The sequence below is a fragment of the Nocardioides sp. GY 10113 genome (genome assembly GCF_004919105.1).
Classification (GTDB): domain Bacteria; phylum Actinomycetota; class Actinomycetes; order Propionibacteriales; family Nocardioidaceae; genus Nocardioides.
Genome location: NZ_STGK01000001.1, coordinates 410,294 through 429,361, shown reverse-complemented (window position 1 = coordinate 429,361; position 19,068 = coordinate 410,294). Strand labels below are relative to the sequence as shown.

Genomic DNA, 19,068 nt, shown 5'->3' with positions numbered 1-19,068 from the left:
GCCCGGTGGGCCTCGACGCGGGCGACGAGGTGCGGCGTCACATGGATCTCCGCCCCTGATCGGGCAGGTTCGGGGCGGAGATCCATGTGACGCGGGCGACGAACGACCCGCCGGACGGTCAGGCCTTGCGGCGGCGACCCGACGGCTTGCGGTCCGACGGCTTGGTGATCGGCTCGCCGGCCTCGACCAGCGCGGCGCGACGGGCGGCACCGAAGCCGGCCAGCGCCTCCACCAGCACCTCCACGTCCGGCTTGGGGGCCATCACGTCGACCCGCAGGCCGTGCTCCTCGGCGGTCTTGGCCGTGGCGGGGCCGATCACCGCGATCACCGTCGACGGGTGCGGCTTGCCGGCGATGCCGACCAGGTTGCGCACCGTCGAGGACGAGGTGAAGACGACGGCGTCGAACTTGCCGGTCTTGATCGCGTCGCGGGTCGGCGCCGGCGGCGGCGAGGCCCGGACGGTCCGGTACGCCGTGACGTCGTCGCACTCCCAGCCCAGGTCGATCAGGCCGGCGACCAGGTTCTCGGTGGCGATGTCGGCACGCGGCAGGAAGACCCGGTTGATCGGGTCGAGCTGCTCGTCGTACTCCGGCCACACCTCGAGCAGGCCGGCGGCGGACTGCTGGCCCTCGGGCACCAGGTCGGCGCGCAGTCCCCAGGCGGCGATCGCGGCGGCGGTCTTGTCGCCCACCGCGGCGATCTTGAGCCCGGAGAAGGCGCGGGCGTCGAGGCCGTACTCCTCGAACTTCTCGCGGACCGCCTTGACCGCGTTCACCGAGGTGAAGGCGATCCACTCGTAGCGGCCCTCGACCAGGCCGCGGACGGCCTTGTCCATCTGCTGCGGGTTGCGCGGCGGCTCGACCGAGATGGTCGGCACCTCCTCCGGCACGGCGCCGAAGCCACGCAGGCGGGTCGAGAGCGACGCCGACTGCTCCTTGGTGCGGGGCACCAGCACGCGCCAGCCGAACAGCGGCTTGGTCTCGAACCAGGAGAGCTTCTCACGCAGGTCGACGACCTTGCCGACCACCGTGATCGCCGGCGGGGCGATCCGGGCGGCGCGGGCGTCGGCGGCGATGTTCTCCAGGGTGGAGGTCACCGTCTCCTGCTCGGTGGTGGTGCCGACCCGGGTCATCGCGACCGGGGTCTGCGGCGAACGGCCGGTCGCGATCAGCTTCTCGGCGATCTCGCCGATCTGGCCGACCGCGGAGAGGAGCACCAGCGTCGGCGCGTCCTTGTAGCGGCTCCAGTCGACCTTCTCACCGCAGGTGACCACGGCGACCTCGCGCTGGTCCTTGGTGGTCAGCGGGATACCGGCGTAGGCGGGCACCGCGGAGACCGAGGAGACGCCGGGGACGATCTCGAACGGGAAGCCGGCCTTGGCGACCGCCTGGGCCTCCTCGGGGCCGGAGGCGTAGAGGAACGGGTCCCCGCCCAGCAGACGGACGACGCGCAGGCCGCGCTTGACCTGCTTGACGACGACCTTGGCGCGGTTGGCGTGGGTGAGGGGCTGGCCGTCGTCGCCGAAGCCGCCGTCGAGGATCTGCGGGCCGGACTCGTCGGCGGGCTCCGCCTCCGGGTCGACCTCGACGCTCACGTCGTCGCGCAGCGCGGCGACCAGCGCCCGCTGCTCGGGCGCCTCGGTGATGATCACCTCGGCATCCCTGATCAGCTGTACGGCACGGACTGTCAGCAGCTCGGGGTCACCGGGACCGGTGCCGACGAAGGCGACACCTCCCGCGGTGATCTGGGGGGCGTCGGCGGTCGGGGCAGCCGTGGTGGCTGTCGTGGCTCGCGTCATGCGTTCTGCACCTCTGCTGATTGTGCGGTCGTGTGCGGGTCCTGCGTGGTCGTCGAGGGCGCGGAGAGGTCCTTCGCTCCGTCCTCGAGCATCTCGGTGGCGAGGGAGTCCCCGAGACCGGCCGCCTGCCGGGGCCAGTCCTGCGGGTCCTCGGCGAGCAGCACGGAGGCGGACCTCCGTACGGCGAGCGCGCCGTCCTCGGAGAGCACGACCGCCCGGAGCCACAGCTCCCAGCGACCGTCTTCGTCGCTCTCCGCCACCTCGGCCAGCGCCCCGATCGGGGCGGAGCATCCGCCCTCGAGGGTGGCCAGGGTCGCGCGCTCCGCGAGGACGGCGGCACGGGTGCCGGGGTCGTCCAGCGCGGTCAGCGCGTCCCGGGTCGCACCGTCGTCGGCGCGACACTCGATCGCCAGCGCGCCCTGTCCGGGCGCGGGCAGCATCTGGAGGGGGTCGATCACCTCGGTGATCTCACCCTGGCGGCCCAGGCGGGCCAGGCCGGCCCGGGCCAGGATCACGGCGTCGTACTCGCCGGAGGCGACCTTCGCGATCCGGGTGTCGACGTTGCCGCGCAGGCCGCGCACGTCGACGCCGAGGCCGAGCGCCCGCAGCTGGGCGGCGCGGCGCGGCGAGCCGGTGCCGACGACGCTGCCCGGGGGCAGCTCACCGAGGGTCAGGCCGTCGCGGGCCACCAGCGCGTCGCGCGGGTCCTCCCGCTGCGGGATCGCCACCAGGGCGATCCCCTCGGCCGGAGCCGTGGGCAGGTCCTTGAGCGAGTGCACGGCGACGTCGACCTCGCCCGCCAGCAGCGCCTCGCGCAGCGCGCTGACGAAGACGCCGGTGCTGCTGGAGCCGGCGAGGGGGGTGCCGGCCGCCTGGGAGCGGTCGCCGTCGGTGGTGATCTCGACCAGCTCGGTGCTCAGACCGAGGCCCTCGATCGCGGCAGCGACGTGGCCGGACTGGGTGGTGGCCAGGGCGGAGCGGCGGGTGCCGATCCGCACGGCTCCCACGGACGTCTGCTCGCTGCTCATGCGCCTCCCTCCTCGGGTACGCCGACGGGCCGGGTCACCGCGTCCACGGCCTCCGGGTCCAGGGCGAAGAGCTCGGCGAGCGCCGCGGCGTAGGAGACCGCGCCCTGGTCGTTGGCGAGCTCCTTCACGCGGACCGTCGGCTCGTGCAGCAGCTTGTCGGCGACGCGGCGCACGGTCTGCCGGACCTCCGCCAGGACGGTCGGGTCGAGGTCGGTCAGGCGGCTCTCGAGCCGGTTCATCTCGGCGTCGACCACGGAGGTCGCCATGGACCGGAGCGCGACCACGGTCGGGGTGACGCTGGCCTGGCGGCGGGCCGCCAGGAACGAGGTCACCTCCTCGCCGACGATGCGGCGGACCTCGTGCACCTCCTCCGCGGCGTCCGCGGGCAGCATCACGCCGGCCAGGTCGGCGAGGCCGACCAGGTGCACGCCGGGCAGGTCGGCGACGGCCGGCTCCACGTCGTGGGGCAGCGCAAGGTCGATCACGCCCAGCGGCGAGGAGTCATCGCCGCGGGCGGCGGCCACGTGCTCGGCGGTGATCACCGCGCCGAGCGCGCCGGTGCAGCTGATCACCACGTCGGCGCCGGCCAGCTCCGCGGTCAGGCCCGACCACGGCACCGGGTCGGCGGCGTACTGGGTGGCGAGCCGCTCGGCGCGGTCCATCGACCGGTTGACCACCGCGATCCGACCGGCACCGAGGCGGCGGGCGGTCGCGGTCGCGAGGCCCGCCATGGCACCGGCTCCGATCACCACGACGGAGCCGCCGGCGATCGGGTCGGGGCGACCGGTGGCCGCACCGATCTCGGCCAGCGCCGCGGTGACCAGGGTGGGCGCGACCTGCTCGATGCCCGTCTCGGCCCGGGTCCGCTTGCCGACCCGCAGGGCCTGCTGGAACAGCACGTTCAGCGCGGGCCCGACGGTGCCGATCTCCTGGCCGCGGCGCAGGGCGTCGCGGGTCTGGCCGAGGATCTGGCCCTCGCCCAGCGCCATGGAGTCCATCCCGGCGGCGACCTTGAACAGGTGCGAGATCGCGCCGTCGTCGTAGTGCACGTAGAGGTGCGGCAGCATCGCCTCGGTGCTGGCGCCGGCGCGCTCGACGAGGAGTCGGGAGAGCTGCTCGATGCTGCCGTGGAACCGCTCGACCTCGGTGTAGATCTCGAGCCGGTTGCAGGTGGAGATGACGGTCGCCTCGGTGACGTGCGCGCAGGAGGCGGCCTCGGCGACGAGCTTGCTCACGCCACTCTCGTCGAGGGCCACGCGCTCCAGCAGGGAGACGGGTGCGGAGTTGTGGGAGATGCCCACGACCAGGATGCTCACGCGGCGCCTCCGTCGGCTCCGTTGGCCTTGCGCTGCTCGTGGTAGGCCAGGATCTGCAGCTCGATCGACAGGTCGACCTTCCGCACGTCGACGCCGTCGGGCACGACGAGGACCGACGGCGCGAAGTTCAGGATGCTGGTGATGCCCACGGCGACCATCCGGTCGGCGACGGTCTGGGCCGCGGACGCCGGGGTCGCGATCACGCCGATCGCGACGTCGCTCTCGCCGACGATGGCCTCGAGCTCGTCGAAGGGTCGCACCGGGATGTCGGCGACGACCTCGCCATGCATCACCGGGTCGGCGTCGAGCAGGGCGACCACGCGGAAGCCGCGGCTGCGGAACCCGGAGTAGTTGGCCAGCGCCTGACCGAGGTTTCCGATGCCCACGATCACCACGGGCCAGTCCTGCGTCACGCCGATCTCTCGCGCGATCTGGTAGCGCAGGTAGTCGACGTCGTACCCGACACCACGGGTGCCGTAGCTGCCCAGGTAGGAGAGATCCTTGCGCAGCTTGGCGGAGTTGACCCCGGCGGCCGAGGCCAGGTCCTCGCTGGAGCAGGTGCGGATGCCACTGTCGGCAAGACCGGTCAGAGCCCGCAGGTAGACGGGCAGGCGGGCCACCGTGGCCTCGGGGATCACCCGGGCGCTCTCGCTCGTATTCCTTGCGGTCACAGCTCTTCTTTCCAGCCCTGTCCCTTCGGACGCGGCGGGCTCACTGTAGGAGCTTGTGAACGTGCGAAACAAATCTAAGGGACGAGGGTCCCGGACGCCGTGCAAACCAGCCGCGGGGCCTGTGCTAGCAGGTGATAACAGGTCGATAACGACTCAGAGAACGGGGCGTCTCGACCGGTCCTGCGGAGGGTGCGGGAGCGGCCGTCACCGGGTCAGCGCGGCCCGCAGTCGCACCGCGCTGACCCGCCAGAAGTCGTGCTGGGCGCCGTCGACGAAGGTCACCGGGATCTCGTGGCCGAACCGCGCCTGCAAATCGGCGTCGGTGTCGATCGAGACCTCCTCGAAGGCCTCACCGAGCTCCGCGCACACCGCCGCGATCACCTCGCGGGCGTCGTCGCAGAGGTGGCAGCCGGGGCGGGAGTAGAGGGTGACCCGCGGGGCCGGGGACCGGTCGGAGGTCATCGGATCAGCCCTCCGGCCCGTCGCCGGGCGATGCCGCGCAGCACGCCCTTGCGGATCTTCCCCGTCACCGTCCGCGGGAGCGTCTCGACCACCTCGACCCGCGCCGGCCGCTTGAACCCGGCCAGCTGCTCCTGGCAGCGCCGCTGCACCGCCGCCACCAGGTCCGCCGCCCCGTCCGGAGCCACCTCGGGCGTCGGCACCACGTAGGCCACGACCGCCTCGCCGGTCCCGGCGTCGGGCACCCCCACGACGGCGACGGCGCGCACGCCCGCGACCTCGGCGATCACCTGCTCCACCTCGATCGGGTAGACGTTGAATCCGGAGACGATGACCAGGTCCTTGATCCGGTCGACCAGGTACAGGTCGCCCTCGGCGTCGAGGAAGCCGACGTCACCGGTGGACCACCAGCCGCCCTCCCCCGGACCGTCGGCGCCGTCGGGCCAGTAGCCGCTGAACAGGTTGGCGCCGCGGATCTGGATCTCCCCGGGGTCGTCCGCGTCGGCGGCGGACCGCGGCTCGCCGTACTCGTCGACCAGTCGGAGCTCGATCCCGCCGAGCGCCGAGCCCACCGAGCCGATCTTCGGCTGGCCGGAGTGGAGCGTCGTGGTCACCACCGGCGCCGCCTCGGTCAGCCCGTAGCCCTGGTGGACCGGCACCCGGGCACCGGCCTGGAAGTCCTCGATCGTCTCGGCGGACAGCGGTGCCGAGCCCGACAGCACCAGCCGCACCGGACCGAGTCGCTCGGCGAGCCCGTCGACGCCGATCCAGTGCGCGAAGACCGGCGGCGCCACGGGCACCACGCTGCACGCCTCGTCCTCGATCAGGTCCAGGGTCCCCTCGGGGTCGAACCGGTCGGTGAGCACCAGCTTGGCGCGGTGGCGGAGCACGCCACCGAGAACGGCGTTCAGGCCGTAGACGTGGAAGAGCGGGACCAGCCCGAGGACCACGTCGTCGCTGTTGATCATCGGCGGGCTCACCGCCGCCACCTGCTCGACGTTGGCCAGCAGCGCGCGATGGCTCAGCATCGCGGCCCGAGGGCGGCCGGAGGCACCACTGGTGTAGAGCAGCACGGCCAGGCGCTCGGGGTCCGGCAGCGGCGGCACGGGCGACGGCGTCGCCGAGCACAGGTCCTGGTAGGCGCGCTCACCCGGGCGGGGCGGCACGTCGACCACGACCACGCCGACCCGCTCCCCGGCGCCGCCGCGGATCGCGGCCCGGACGGCGTCGATGCTCTCCTGGTCGGCCAGCACCAACCGAGCACCGGAGTCCGGGATCAGCCAGGCGAGCTCGGCCTCGGTGGAGCCCGGGTTGACCGGAACGGCCACGGCCTGGGCGCGCAGCACCGCGAGGTAGCCGGCGACGAACTCCAGCCGGTTCCCGAGCGCGATCATCACCCGATGGCCGGCCACGATGCCCGCCTCGCCGAGCCCGGTGGCGAGCCGCGAGACCTCCTCGTCGAGCTGGCCCCAGGTCACCCCGCGGCCGCCGGCCTCGATCACGGCGAGACGCTGCGGCAGGTCCGCCGCGGCGGCGGAGAGCAGCTCGGCCACGTCCGCACCTGGTTCCGGGAGCACCGTCGGGGGCATGCTGGAGATCCTACGGACTCGGAACCACCGCCGGCAGTGTTCACCGCAGCCCTACGCTGACCCCATGCACGGCACCTCGGACCGACACCGGCGCCCCAACCTGCAGCAGCGCTCCCGGCTCGCGGGCGAGGCCGCGGCCGCCGCGGCGGAGGTGGAGTCCGCGCTGACCACGCCGTCGGACCCCGGCTCGGCGGCGTTCTTCGACGTGGACAACACGGTGATGCAGGGCGCGAGCATCTTCTACTTCGCCCGCGGCCTCTACCGCCACGACTTCTTCACCACCCGCGACCTGCTCGACGCGGTCTGGAAGCAGGCCTACTTCCGGATCGCGGGCGTGGAGGATCCCGAGCACGTCGCCGAGGCGCGCAACTCCGCCCTCGCGATCATCGCCGGGCACACGGTCGCCGAGCTCGAGGAGCTCGGCGAGGAGATCTTCGACGAGGCGATGGCCCACCGGATCTGGCCGGGCACCAGGGCGCTGGCCCAGATGCACCTCGACCAGGGCCAGCGCGTCTGGCTGGTCACCGCGGCGCCGATCGAGATCGCCTCGCTGATCGCCCGCAGGCTCGGGCTGACCGGAGCACTGGGCACCGTCGCCGAGCACGTCGACGGGGTCTACACGGGGCAGCTCGTCGGCGACCTGCTGCACGGGCCGGCCAAGGCGGTGGCCGTCCGCGCCCTCGCCGAGCGCGAGGGCCTGGATCTCGCGCGGTGCTCGGCGTACTCGGACTCGGTCAACGACCTGCCGATGCTGAGCCTGGTCGGCGACCCGTGCGCGATCAACCCCGACCCGAAGCTGCGGGCGCACGCCCGCGCGAACGGCTGGCGGATCCGCGACTACCGCACCGGACGCAAGGCGGCCCGGGTGGGACTCCTCGCCGGTTCGGCCGCGGCGGGCGCCGCCATCGCCACCTCGTTGGTACGCCGGGCGAGCCGTCTCAAGCACTGACACCTGCGACACCGTGTTCTGCGATCCGGTTCCACAGCGGCCGGATCGCCCGTAGGATCCCGGCCCGGGGGAGTTGCACCGGAGGGAGGGGACCGGGCATGACATGGAGCGGCCACGCCGCGCAGGGCCTGGAGTCGCTGCGCGCTGCCGTGCTGGCCGCGCTCGCGGCCGAGCCGGCGCTCGCCGGCGCGGGCGGAGGCCGGCCGGCACGCCGTGCCCCGGACCGCTCGTGGCTGGCGATGGACGCCGGCACCGACCAGCGCCCGGGCTCCGGGATCGGCGGCGACGGCGGCCGGGACATCGGCCCCGCAGCGTCCTCCGAGGACTCCGCCGAGGAGCGGGAGCGACTGATCGGGCTCGTCGAGCTCGCGCGCGGCGGCGACTCCGACGCCTTCGGCCTCCTCTACGACCACTACCAGCCCTCGGTGTACCGCTTCCTCTACTACCGGACCCGGTCGGCACCGCTGGCCGAGGACCTCACCTCGGAGACGTTCTTCCGCGCACTGCGGAACATGTCGTCGTTCCGCTGGCAGGGCAAGGACTTCGGCGCCTGGCTGATGACCATCGCGCGCAACCTCGCCACCGACCACTTCAAGGCGGGGCGCACCCGGCTCGAGGTGACCACCGAGGACATGGGCGCCCACGACGACACCACCGAGGGCCCGGAGAACGCCGTGCTCGCCAGCCTCACCCACCAGGTGCTGCTGGAGGCCCTCACCCAGCTGCCCAGCGAGCAGCGCGACTGCCTGGTGATGCGGTTCCTCCAGGGGATGAGCATCGCGGAGACCGCCGCCGCGCTCGGCCGCAGCGACGGCGCCGTCAAGCAGCTCCAGCTGCGCGGCGTGCGGAACCTGGCCAAGCTGATGCCGGAGGGGATCCGATGAGCCGACCGGCGACCGCACGCGGGATTACCTGTACCGCGCTGTCACATGAAAAAGGCCTCTCACCTGCCGTAACCCCGATTGATGCCCGGTCGTTGTGCCGTCACACCAGTCACACAGAGCGAGTAGGACGAGCACGATGATGGGCCCCGCAAAGACGCGCCGAGCCGAGGAGTTCGACGCCCTCGCCAGCGGTCGCGCGCCCCGCACCGGGGACCCGCGGTACGACGACCTGCTCGAGGTCGTCGCGTCGCTGCGCTCGGTTCCCGACGTGACGGCGCGTCCCGCGTTCGTCGCCGACCTGCGCACCCAGCTGATCGCCGCCGCGGAGCGCCAGGACGTCCGGGTCGTCGACGACGCGACCGCCCTGCGACTGACCCCGACCCAGCGCCGCGGTGCCCGCGAGCGCCGCCTCGCCGCCGTGGTCGGCGGCTTCGCCGTCGTGGCGGCGACGGGCTCGATGGCGATGGCGGCGCAGAGCGCACTTCCCGGCGAGGTCCTCTACCCGGTCAAGCGGGCGATGGAGAACGCCCAGACCAACCTGGCCTCGAGCGACTCCGCCAAGGCCGAGTCGCTGCTCAAGCACGCCGACATCCGTCTCAGCGAGGTCGAGGCGCTGGCCGCGAAGCAGGACGCCGACGCCGACGCGATCAGCGCGACGCTCGACGACTTCAAGCAGCAGACCAACCAGGCCGCCACCCTCGCGCTGGACGAGTACGACGCCGGGGAGGACGCCGGACTGTCCGACCTCCGCGAGTTCAACAAGGACAGCATCGAGCGCCTCAGCGAGCTCAACCAGCGCGTCCCCGACGACAGCCGCGCCGCGCTGTCCGGCGCCGCTGAGAACCTGAGCCAGCTCGAGCAGGAGGCCGCCGGCCAGTGCCCCGAGTGCGGCGGCGCGACCCCGTTCAGCATGCCGGACTTCGACCCGGCGGCGTTCGCGGAGATGCTGGACTTCGACCTCAGCAAGCTCAGCCGGATCGCCGGCCAGGAGGGCGCGGAGGACACGGCCGGCCAGCACCGGTTCAAGGTCCGGGCCAGCGAGGCGACGATCTCCGCGGAGCCCACGACGCCGAGGAAGGGCAGCGGCGCCGCGGCAGACCCGAGCAAGTCGGCCACCGCGGCGCCGACGCCGTCCGGCGCCGCGACCGGCATCCCGGGGGTCGACGACCTGATCGACGCCGGCAAGGCCACGGCCGAGGACGCCACGACGCCGGGTGGCACGTCCCCCGGCAGCCTGCTCCCCGGCGGCAAGGACCGATCGACGTCGCTGAGCAAGGCCCTGCAGGCGCTCGCCGAGAGCCTCGGGCTCGACCAGACGGGCTACGGCGGGCCGAGCTCCGAGGGCGGCCGGTCCGGGTTCCTCGGGCTCCTCGGCCTCAACCGCTGACGCGAGTCGGCGAGGCCGACCGCCGGCACGGGTCCGGCGCTACCGTCCCGCCGGCCGAGGCTGCCGGTCAGCCGAAGACCGAGGGGCGCTGCATCAGCAGGCTGTAGAGCGTCTGCTGGATCGTCTCGCGCACCTGGTCGGTGACGTTGAAGACGAGCATCGGGTCGTCGGCGGCGCCGTCGTCGTACTCGTCCGTGCGGATCGGCTCGCCGAACTCCAGCAGCCACTTCGACGGCAGCGGCACCAGCCCGAGCGGCCCCAGCAGCGGGAAGAACGGCGTGATCGGGACGTAGGGCATGCCGAGCAGCCGGGCCAGGGACGGGATGTTGCCCACCAGCGGGTAGATCTCCTCGGCGCCGACGACCGACAGCGGGATGATCGGCACACCGGTGCGCAGGGCCGCCGAGACGAAGCCGCCACGACCGAACCGCTGCAGCTTGTAGCGCTCCGAGAACGGCTTGCCGATCCCCTTGTAGCCCTCGGGCCAGACACCGACCAGCTCACCGCCGCGCAGCATCCGCTCGGCGTCCTCGGAGCAGGCGAGCGTGGCACCACCCTTGCGGGCGACCGCGCCGACCAGCGGCAGCCGGAACACCAGGTCCGCCCCGAGCGGACGCAGGTGGCGTCCGGTCGCGTCGTGGGTGGAGACCATCGTCATCAGGCCGTCCACGGGGATGGTGCCGGAGTGGTTGGAGACGACCAGGGCGCCACCGGTGGCGGGGATGTTCTCGGCGCCGCGGACCTCGATGCGGAACCACTTCCGCGCGATCGGGCGCAGCGCCGCCATGAAGAACCGCTCGGTCACCTCGCGGTCGAACCCGTACTCGTCGACCGAGTAGTCGCCGCTGACCCGGCGCCGCAGGAAGGCGAGGAACCGCGCCAGCTGCGGCTCCCACTGGTCACCGAAGAGCTCGCGCGCAGCGTGCTGGAACGCCGCGAGCCAGTCGCCGGCCGGGATGCCGTGCGGCTCGCGGACCACGACCCGCTCCCCCTCGCCGGGCTCCTCGCCGGACTCCTCGCCAGACTCCTCGTCGGCGGCACCGTCGGCGGCACCGTCGTCGGCAGGGGGCCCAGCGGCGCCCGCACCGGTCTCGCCCGGCTCGAGGGTCGTACCCTCGCCGGGATCCGCGGCCTCGGAGGCGGCCTCGGAGGCGGCCTCGGATGCGGCCTCGGATGCGGCCTCGGATGCGGGGTCGGCGACGGGGTCCGTCGCCGGATCCTCGGGGCGCTCGGCGTCACCGGCGCGCTTCTTCGCGGCCGCCTTGCTGCCGCCGGCCAGGTTGCGCGCCGCGGCGGACGGTCGGGTCCCGGTCGCCCGGCCGGGTCGACCCCGTGTCCCGATCGGAATGATCTCTGCGTCACCCATCGCTGCCTCCGGCAATCGTGAGCGGGTGGCTGCGGCCCGCGGCGGCGGGGGCCTCGGAGGCGGTGGCCTCCGCTGACAGACGTGCGGAGAGGACGTCCAGCGCCCGCTCGGTCCGGCCGCCGCCCGGGGGCAGCGTCGCCGCGAACTCGGCGAACGCCTCGGCCGTGGAATAGAGCGGCTCGAACCCGAGGACGTCGCGCATCGCGGTGGTGTCCACGCCGCGGCCGTAGGTCAGGAACGCGACCAGCTCCGGGGAGAGGTCGGCCCGGCGCAGCGAGCGCAGCGCGGAGCCGACGCCGCCGAAGGCGACCGACGGCAGCGCCACGCTGGGACGCTGCGCACGGCGCAGCGCCTGGGAGAGCACGATCACGCCCTCACCGGCGACGTTGAACGTGCCGCCGATCCGCTCGGCCACGGCGTGCTGGAGCACCCGGTGCAGGTCCGCCTCGTGCAGGAACTGCAGGCGCGGGTCGAACCCGAGCACCGTCGGGATCACCGGCAGCCTCAGGTACGACGTCAGCGGGCTGATCACCTCCGCGCCGATCACGTTCGCGCACCGCAGCATGGTCACGGTGACGTCGGGTCGGCGCCGGGCGAAGCCACGGACGTAGCTCTCGACCTCGGCGACGTCCTTCGCGTAGCCGGTGCGCGGCGCGCGCCGCGGCTCCATGTCCTCGGTGAACATCGCGGGATCACGGCTGCTGGCGCCGTACGCCGTCGTGGTCGACTTGATCACGAGGTGGCGCACCTGCTCGGACTTCTGGCAGGCGGCCAGCAGCTGCATCGTCCCGATCACGTTGAGCTCCTTCATCGTGCCGCGCGCACCGGCGGAGCCGGGGGTGGCGATGACGCTCATGTGGACGACGGTGTCGACGTCCTCCTTCGCGATGATCTTCGCGATGACCGGGTTGCGGATGTCGGCGCGGACGAAGCTCACGTCCCCGATGTCACCCCGTGGCGGGATGGCATCGACGCCGATGACACGGTCGATCCCAGGCGCGGACGCCAGCGAGCGCGCGAACGTACGACCGAGGTCCCGGGAGACCCCGGTGATCAGGACGGTACGACCGGCGCCCACGACGTCGTGCCTGGGGGCGGTGCTTACTTGCCGAGCTTGCGGCGCTGCACCCGCGTCTTCTTGAGCAGCTTGCGGTGCTTCTTCTTCGCCATCCGCTTACGGCGCTTCTTGATGACCGAACCCACAGGGAACCTCCACGCCGGGCCTTCGACCCGAGCTCGTACGACTAAGCCCCCAACGGCAGTCGGGGGACTGGGCCAGCCTACTGGCCGATGGCTGCCCGCGGAGAATCAGGACGCCCCGATGGGACGCCACTGGCTCCGCGACGGCGGCCTCGATCGGCGTCAGCCGGCGTTGAAGAAGCTCTTCCGCAGGTACTCGTTGACGTCTTCCTCGGTCACCCGGAACGAGCGGCCGACGCGGACCGCGGGCAGGTCGCCGTTGTGGACCAGGCGGTAGACGGTCATCTTGGAGACCCGCATCATCGTCGCAACCTCCGCGATCGTGAGGAACTTGGGGTCCGGCAAGGACTCGGGACGCGACGATGGTGTCATCGGTGATAACCACGCTTTCTGTGCGCCCGTCACCGCCTTCCCCCAGCAGTGCCCAACAGACGCCTCGGCCGTGAGAATAGAGCCTGTTGTGACGGGTGTGGAAGAGAATCACCACTGAAACTTCAAACTTTCGGCGTGTCGCCTTGACCGACGTACCCCAAAGTGATGATTCTGCGCGCCCCGCCCGACCTCCCCGGGGCACCGGAGGCGTCGGAGCCACCTGGGAGACTGGCCGCATGCGGTTCCCCGGCTCCATCGATGCGGTTCTGTTCGACCTGGACGACACCCTCGTCGACCACCGGGGAGCCTCCGAGCGCGGACTGCGCGGCTGGCTGGCAGGGCTGGGCCTCGCGGAGGACGATGCCGACCTCGAGCGCCACGTGGACCGCTGGTTCGCGATCGAGGCCCGCCACTACGAGCGCTACCAGCGCCGGGAGATCACCCACCTGGAGCACCGGCGGCGGCGGATCCGCGACTTCCTCGCCGACTGGGACCTCAGCGACGACCGGCTCGCCGACGAGACCTTCGCCGACTTCCTCGGCTGCTACCAAGCCGCCTGGCGCGCGTTCGACGACGCCGCGGAGGCGATCGCCGCCGCCCGCGCGGCCGGCCTGCGCGTCGCGATCCTGACCAACGGCGAGCAGGCCGTGCAGGAGAACAAGGTCCGTCGGACCGGGCTGGCCGGCCTCGGGGCGCGGGTGCTGGCCTCCTCCGAGCTGCCCGCGGCCAAGCCGGACCCGCGCGCCTTCCACGCCGCGTGCGCGACGCTCGGCGTGGAGCCGTCGCGGTGCGCGATGGTCGGCGACTCCGAGCGCCACGACCTGCGCGGGGCACAGCGGGCCGGCCTCGTCGGCGTACTCCTGGACCGGACCGCCGCGCCCACGGCGGCCGGCACCCCGCGGATCAGCAGCCTCCGCGAGCTGGACTGGTCAGCCGCCCGCGGCGAGCGCGCGCGAGCGGTCGCGGGCGGCCTCGAGCGCGGCTAGGAACGCCGCCCGGACCCGGTGCACCTCGAGCTCGCGCAGCGCGGCGGCGGTCGTGCCCGCCGGGGAGGTGACCTGCTCGCGCAGCACCGTGGGGTGCTCGCCGGTCTCCTTGAGCATCGCCGCCGAGCCGACCAGGGTCTGCACCGCCAGCTCGTGCGCGGTGGTCCGCGGCAGCCCGAGGTGGACGCCCGCCTCGATCATCGACTCCACCACGAAGAAGACGTACGCCGGCCCCGACCCGCTGATCGCGGTCACCGCGTCCTGCTGCTTCTCGGGGACCCGGAGCACCTTGCCGACCGAGGCCATCAGCCCCTCGGCCTCGACCAGGTGCGCGTCGTCGCAGTGCGAGCCGGCCGAGATCGCCGACATGCCCTCGTCGACCAGCGCCGGCGTGTTCGGCATGACCCGGACGACGGCCACGCCGTCGGGGACGCGGGCCTCGATGAAGCCGGTGGTGATGCCCGCGGCGAGCGAGACCAGCAGCTGCCCGGCCCGGAGCACGGGGGCGATCTCGTCCAGCAGGTCGGCCATGTCCTGCGGCTTGACCACCAGCGCGAGGGTGTCGGCCTTGGTGGCCGCCTCGATGTTGTCGACCACGGAGACGCCGTACCGCTCCTCGAGCTCCGCGGCCCGCTCCGGGCGCTTCTCGCCCACGAGCAGGGTGTCGACGCGGCGGCCGGCGCGGACGAGGCCCGAGAGCAGGGTCTCGCCCATCACCCCGGCGCCGATGACGGCAGTCTGGTTCATCGCACTCACTTCTTGGAGATCAGGGACGTGACGAACAATGTCAGGTTGCGCGGACGCTCGGCGAGGCGACGCACCAGGTAGCCGTACCACTCCTCGCCGTAGGGCACGTAGACCCGCACCCGCTGCCCCGCCTCGGCCAGCCGGCGCTGCTCGACCGGGCGCACGCCGTAGAGCATCTGGAACTCGTAGGACTCCGCGCGGCGGCCGTACCGCTGCGCCAGCGCGTCGGCGATCCGGATCAGGCGCGGGTCGTGCGTGGCGATCATCGGGTAGCCCTGACCGGCCAGCAGCGTCTTCAGGCAGCGCACGTAGCTCCGGTCGACCTCGGCCGGGACGGTGAACGCCACGTCGGCCGGCTCGTCGTACGCGCCCTTGCACAGACGGACCCGGGAGCCCGCCCCGCTCAGCCGGCGGCAGTCGGCCTCGGTGCGGCGCAGGTAGGCCTGCAGCACCACGCCGGTCTCCGGGAAGTCCTGCCGCAGCTCGCGCACCAGCGCGATGGTGACGTCGGTGGTGGTGTGGTCCTCCATGTCGACGGTGACCATGGTGCCGGCGTTGCGGGCGGCCAGGCAGATCGCCCGGGCGTTGGCCAGCGCGGTCTGCTCGCCGTGCTCCGGCAGGCGCAGGCCGAGGGCGGTGAGCTTGACGCTCACCTCCGCCCGCTCGGCCAGCCCGGCGGCCGAGAGCGCGGCCAGCATCTCGCGGTAGGCGTCGACCGTCGCCCGCGCCCGCTCCGGGTCCAGCGTGTCCTCGCCGAGGTAGTCGATCGTCGTGTCGATGCCGTCCTCGGCCAGCGCCGCGACCGCCGCCACCACCTCCTCGGCGGACTCGCCCGGCACGTAGCCGCGCACCACGGACCCGGAGACCGGCAGCGAGGTCACCAGGTCCCTGACCCGCTCGCTGCCGGCGATCAGGAGGAGCGCGTCACGCAGGGGCCGCATGGTTCGAATGTACGGCGCCGCCGGCCCCCGAGGCTCACTCGGTACGCCGCCGGAGGGTCGCCGCGCCCAGCGCCAGCGCGCCGAGCGCGAACCCCGCGACGACCGCCACGTCACCCCAGACGTCGCCGGTCGCGGCGGAGGCGGACAGCGTCGACATGGCATCGACGGCGTACGAGAGCGGGAGCAGGTCGGAGACGAACGAGAGCACGCTCGGCAGCTGGTCGCGCGGCAGGATCAGCCCGCACAGCAGGATCTGCGGCACCACCACCGCCGGCAGGAACTGCACCGCCTGGAACTCGGTGCGCGCGAAGGCGGAGACGAAGAGGCCCAGCGCCGTGCCGAGCACCGCGTCGGCGATCCCGACCACGCCGAGCAGCCAGACCGGGCCCTGGATGTCCAGCCCCAGCAGCCCGACCGAGACCGCCACCGCGATCGCGGCCTGCACGGCGGCGACCAGGCCGAAGGCGAGCGCGTAGCCGAGCAGGAAGTCCAGCCGCTGCATCGGCATCGTGAACAGCCGCTCCAGCGTCCCGCTGGAGCGCTCGCGCAGCGTGGTCACGCTGGTCACCAGGAACATCACGAAGAACGGGAAGATCGCGAGCAGCGCCGGCCCGATCTGGTCGAAGATCGCGCTGCTGTCCCGGTAGACCCACCACAGCAGGGTCTGCAGGGCCACCGGGAGCACCAGCAGCATCGCCAGCGTCCGGTGGTCGCGCCGCAGCTGCATCAGCACGCGGCCGGCGATGGCGCCGGTCACCCGGGCGCTCATGCCGCGCCCCCGTCCCCGTCGCCGGACCGGCCGGCCTCGCCGACCAGCGCCAGGAACGCCGACTCGATGTCGTCGGCGCCGGCCGCCGCCTTCACCGCCGCCGGGGTGTCGTGCGCGAGGATCCGGCCCTCGCGCATCAGCAGCAGCTGCTCGCACCGATCGGCCTCGTCCATCACGTGGCTGGAGATCAGCACCGCCGTCCCGTCGTCGGCCAGCCGGTGGAAGAGGCCCCACAGGTCGCGGCGCAGCACCGGGTCCAGACCGACGGTCGGCTCGTCGAGGACCAACAGGTCGGGATCGCCGAGCAGCGCGACCGCCAGCCCGACCCGGGAGCGCTGGCCGCCGCTGAGGGTGCGGACCACCTTGTCCCGGTGGCTCTCGAGGTCCACGGTCGCGATCACCGGGTCGACCTGCCCGGCGTCGACGCCGAGCACGCGGGCGAAGAAGCGAAGGTTCTCGGTGACGCTGAGGTCGTCGTACACGCTGGACTCCTGGGTCATGTACCCGACCCGGTCCCGCAACGGAGCGCTGCCGCCGGGCTCGCCGAGCACGGTGACCGTGCCGGCCTCGATCCGCTGCACCCCGACGATGCTGCGCAGCAGCGTGGACTTGCCGCACCCCGACGGGCCGAGCAGCCCGGTCACCCCGGCGCCGACCTCGAGGTCCAGCCCCTCGAGCACGCGGTGGCCGCCGCGGACCACGGTGAGGCCCTCGATCTCGATGACAGGTCGTGCGTGGGATCCGCCCATGGCGCTCATCATGCTCCGCCGCGGTGCCGCCCCGCAGGCGCCGTGGGCCGAGAGGTCGAAGTTTCTGCCGGGCCCCGGGTCACGGGGTGGGCGCGGCCGCCTCCAGGTGGGTGCGCGCGAACTCCAGCGACTCCCGCAGGTCGGCCTCCCGCGCCTCACGGTTGGCGCAGCGCCGGGTGTTGATCTCGAGGACCACCTCGCCGGCGAACCCGGTGGTCGCCAGGTGCCGCAGGAACGCGTCGGCGCCGATGCTCCCCCGCCCCGGGACCAGGTGCTCGTCCTTCGCCGAGTCGGTGCCGTCGGTGAGGTGGATGTGCCGCAGCCGCGAGCCGAGCCGGTCCGCCATCGCGATCGGGTCCGACTGGGCGATCGAGGCGTGCGAGAGGTCGATGGTGGTGTTGGCGTAGGACTCCTCGGAGGGGTCCCAGCCGGGCAGGTACATCTCCAGGTGCCGTCGCGAGGAGGCGCGCCACGGGTACATGTTCTCCACGGCGAACGCGATCCCGCTGGAGCTCTCCAGGGCGGCGACCCCGTCCACGAACTCCCGGGCGTACTCGCGCTGCCAGCGGAACGGCGGGTGGACGACGACCACCTCGGCGCCGACCGCCTGGGCCATCTGCGCCGAGCGCTCGAGCTTGCCCCACGGCTCCAGCCCCCAGACCCGCTGGGTGAACAGCAGGCAGGGCGCGTGGATCGCGGAGATCGGCACCTGGTGGTGCTCCGAGAGGTTCTTCACCGCGCTGATCTGCTGGGAGAGCGCGTCCACCCCCACCATCACCTCGACCGACTCGTAGCCGACGGAGGCGGCGTACGCGAAGGCGTGCGCTGTCGACTCCGGATAGACCGACACGGTGGACAGTCCGATCCGGGGCCGGCGCGGGCTCTCGATCACGACGGGTCAGTGACCCCGAGCTTGTCGATCCGCTCCAGGATGACGCCCTCGCGCAGCGCCCAGGGGCAGATCTCGAGCCGATCCTCGTCGAAGATGTCCATGCAGGCCTCGGCCACCAGCGCGCCCGGCACGATCTGGTGGGCCCGACTCGGCGAGACGCCCGGCAGCGCCGCCAGCTCGGCCGGGCTCATCGTGACCAGCTTCGGGATCCAGCTGCGCAGCTCGTCCAGCGGCAGCGCGCGCGGCGCCAGCGGCCCGACGCCGGACGGCGCGGCGCCGCAGATCCGCGCCAGCGACCGGAACGTCTTCGAGGTGGCCGCGGCGCGGTGCGTCGACCCGGAGCGGAGCACCTGGCCGGCGTCGCGGGCGATCGTGGCGCGGATGTCGCGGCGGACCCGGCGCAGCCCCTCGGGGTCGGCCACCTCCGCGGCCCACTCCGAGGCGAGCCGGGCCGCGCCCAGCGGCAGCGACTGCGCGACGTCGGGGCGCTCGTCGGCCCCCGAGGCGATCTCCAGCGAGCCGCCGCCGATGTCGAAGACGAGCAGCCGGCCGGCGGACCAGCCGAACCAGCGTCGTACGGCGAGGAAGGTCAGTCGCGCCTCGTCCTCACCGGGCAGCACCTGGATGTCGACGCCGGTGCGCTCGCGGACGTGGGCCAGCACCTCCTCGGCGTTCCCGGAGTCGCGGACCGCCGAGGTGGCGAAGGGCAGCATCTCCTCGCAGCCCTTCTCCTCGGCCACCACCAGCGCCTCGGCGGTGAACGAGGCCAGGGCCTCGATCCCGGTCCAGGAGACGTCGCCGTTCTCGTCGAGGTGCTCGGCCAGTCGCAGCGGCTGCTTGTAGGAGAACGCCGGCAGCGGCGCCGCGCCGTCGTGGGCATCGACGACCAGCAGGTGACCGGTGTTGGAGCCGATGTCGAGGACGCCCAGACGCATGGGTCCCACGGTACTAGGGCGCGGCCTCGG

Annotated in this window: 20 protein-coding genes; 4 read left to right on the top strand and 16 right to left on the bottom strand. The window is 73.1% G+C overall.

Going from position 1 to position 19,068, the window contains the following annotated elements:
- Positions 1-118 precede the first annotated feature (118 nt).
- The 6 genes from E8D34_RS01835 to E8D34_RS01810 form a co-directional block, all read right to left on the bottom strand.
- On the bottom strand, positions 119-1,798 hold the full coding sequence (locus E8D34_RS01835) for a uroporphyrinogen-III synthase (RefSeq protein WP_136592842.1): 1,680 nt from the start codon (positions 1,796-1,798) through the stop codon (positions 119-121).
- The gene (gene hemC, locus E8D34_RS01830) at positions 1,795-2,805 is read right to left on the bottom strand and encodes a hydroxymethylbilane synthase (protein WP_240771047.1); all 1,011 of its coding nucleotides are present in this window, start codon (positions 2,803-2,805) and stop codon (positions 1,795-1,797) included. The genes E8D34_RS01835 and hemC overlap by 4 nt, the downstream gene beginning before the upstream one ends.
- A 17-nt stretch (positions 2,806-2,822) precedes the next feature.
- Positions 2,823-4,142, bottom strand: coding sequence for a glutamyl-tRNA reductase (locus E8D34_RS01825; protein WP_136592840.1), 1,320 nt, complete (start codon positions 4,140-4,142; stop codon positions 2,823-2,825).
- Entirely contained in the window at positions 4,139-4,813 is a 675-nt protein-coding gene (locus tag E8D34_RS01820) for a redox-sensing transcriptional repressor Rex (protein WP_136592839.1), read from the bottom strand. The genes E8D34_RS01825 and E8D34_RS01820 overlap by 4 nt, the downstream gene beginning before the upstream one ends.
- A gap of 204 nt (positions 4,814-5,017) precedes the next feature.
- On the bottom strand, positions 5,018-5,275 hold the full coding sequence (locus tag E8D34_RS01815; RefSeq protein ID WP_136592838.1) for a glutaredoxin family protein: 258 nt from the start codon (positions 5,273-5,275) through the stop codon (positions 5,018-5,020).
- On the bottom strand, positions 5,272-6,861 hold the full coding sequence (locus E8D34_RS01810) for an AMP-binding protein (protein WP_136592837.1): 1,590 nt from the start codon (positions 6,859-6,861) through the stop codon (positions 5,272-5,274). The genes E8D34_RS01815 and E8D34_RS01810 overlap by 4 nt, the downstream gene beginning before the upstream one ends.
- Positions 6,862-6,925: 64 nt before the next feature.
- Here E8D34_RS01810 and E8D34_RS01805 point away from each other — a divergent pair, with 64 nt between their 5' ends.
- The 3 genes from E8D34_RS01805 (at position 6,926) to E8D34_RS01795 (ending at position 10,081) form a co-directional block, all read left to right on the top strand.
- The gene (locus E8D34_RS01805; RefSeq protein WP_136592836.1) at positions 6,926-7,810 is read left to right on the top strand and encodes an HAD-IB family hydrolase; all 885 of its coding nucleotides are present in this window, start codon (positions 6,926-6,928) and stop codon (positions 7,808-7,810) included.
- A 98-nt stretch (positions 7,811-7,908) separates the two neighbouring features.
- Entirely contained in the window at positions 7,909-8,694 is a 786-nt protein-coding gene (locus tag E8D34_RS01800) for a sigma-70 family RNA polymerase sigma factor (protein ID WP_136592835.1), read from the top strand.
- A gap of 136 nt (positions 8,695-8,830) precedes the next feature.
- Positions 8,831-10,081 carry a DUF5667 domain-containing protein gene (locus tag E8D34_RS01795; RefSeq protein ID WP_136592834.1) on the top strand — a complete coding sequence of 417 codons (1,251 nt, stop codon included), beginning with the start codon at positions 8,831-8,833 and terminating at the stop codon, positions 10,079-10,081.
- Between the two features lie 67 nt (positions 10,082-10,148).
- On the opposite strand, the gene E8D34_RS01790 is transcribed toward E8D34_RS01795, so the two are convergent.
- The 4 genes from E8D34_RS01790 to E8D34_RS01775 all read right to left on the bottom strand — a co-directional run bounded on the left by E8D34_RS01790 (position 10,149) and on the right by E8D34_RS01775 (position 13,019).
- Complete coding sequence (locus tag E8D34_RS01790; RefSeq protein ID WP_136592833.1) at positions 10,149-11,447, bottom strand: lysophospholipid acyltransferase family protein; 1,299 nt, start codon at positions 11,445-11,447, stop codon at positions 10,149-10,151.
- Positions 11,440-12,525 carry an NAD-dependent epimerase/dehydratase family protein gene (locus tag E8D34_RS01785; protein ID WP_240771035.1) on the bottom strand — a complete coding sequence of 362 codons (1,086 nt, stop codon included), beginning with the start codon at positions 12,523-12,525 and terminating at the stop codon, positions 11,440-11,442. The genes E8D34_RS01790 and E8D34_RS01785 overlap by 8 nt, the downstream gene beginning before the upstream one ends.
- Positions 12,526-12,548: 23 nt before the next feature.
- The gene (locus tag E8D34_RS01780; RefSeq protein ID WP_008356322.1) at positions 12,549-12,650 is read right to left on the bottom strand and encodes an AURKAIP1/COX24 domain-containing protein; all 102 of its coding nucleotides are present in this window, start codon (positions 12,648-12,650) and stop codon (positions 12,549-12,551) included.
- 159 nt (positions 12,651-12,809) lie between these two features.
- Positions 12,810-13,019 (bottom strand): helix-turn-helix domain-containing protein, encoded by a 210-nt coding sequence (locus tag E8D34_RS01775; protein WP_136592832.1) that lies wholly within the window; start codon positions 13,017-13,019, stop codon positions 12,810-12,812.
- 236 nt (positions 13,020-13,255) lie between these two features.
- Here E8D34_RS01775 and E8D34_RS01770 point away from each other — a divergent pair, with 236 nt between their 5' ends.
- A complete protein-coding gene (locus E8D34_RS01770; RefSeq protein ID WP_136592831.1) occupies positions 13,256-14,005 on the top strand; it encodes an HAD family hydrolase in 750 nt (249 codons plus the stop codon).
- Here E8D34_RS01770 and proC read toward each other — a convergent pair.
- The 6 genes from proC to E8D34_RS01740 all read right to left on the bottom strand — a co-directional run bounded on the left by proC (position 13,949) and on the right by E8D34_RS01740 (position 19,038).
- On the bottom strand, positions 13,949-14,752 hold the full coding sequence (gene proC / locus E8D34_RS01765; RefSeq protein ID WP_136592830.1) for a pyrroline-5-carboxylate reductase: 804 nt from the start codon (positions 14,750-14,752) through the stop codon (positions 13,949-13,951). The two genes, E8D34_RS01770 and proC, sit on opposite strands and share 57 nt — an antisense overlap.
- Before the next feature lie 5 nt (positions 14,753-14,757).
- Positions 14,758-15,693 carry a proline dehydrogenase family protein gene (locus E8D34_RS01760; protein WP_136592829.1) on the bottom strand — a complete coding sequence of 312 codons (936 nt, stop codon included), beginning with the start codon at positions 15,691-15,693 and terminating at the stop codon, positions 14,758-14,760.
- Positions 15,694-15,727: 34 nt separating this feature from the next.
- Positions 15,728-16,462: an ABC transporter permease gene (locus tag E8D34_RS01755; protein WP_136592828.1), complete on the bottom strand. Its 735-nt coding sequence runs from the start codon at positions 16,460-16,462 to the stop codon at positions 15,728-15,730.
- On the bottom strand, positions 16,459-17,211 hold the full coding sequence (locus E8D34_RS01750) for an ABC transporter ATP-binding protein (RefSeq protein ID WP_136592827.1): 753 nt from the start codon (positions 17,209-17,211) through the stop codon (positions 16,459-16,461). The genes E8D34_RS01755 and E8D34_RS01750 overlap by 4 nt, the downstream gene beginning before the upstream one ends.
- Positions 17,212-17,290: 79 nt before the next feature.
- A complete protein-coding gene (locus E8D34_RS01745) occupies positions 17,291-18,103 on the bottom strand; it encodes a sugar phosphate isomerase/epimerase (RefSeq protein WP_240771034.1) in 813 nt (270 codons plus the stop codon).
- Positions 18,100-19,038: a Ppx/GppA phosphatase family protein gene (locus E8D34_RS01740; protein ID WP_136592826.1), complete on the bottom strand. Its 939-nt coding sequence runs from the start codon at positions 19,036-19,038 to the stop codon at positions 18,100-18,102. The genes E8D34_RS01745 and E8D34_RS01740 overlap by 4 nt, the downstream gene beginning before the upstream one ends.
- Between the last annotated feature and the right edge of the window lie 30 nt (positions 19,039-19,068).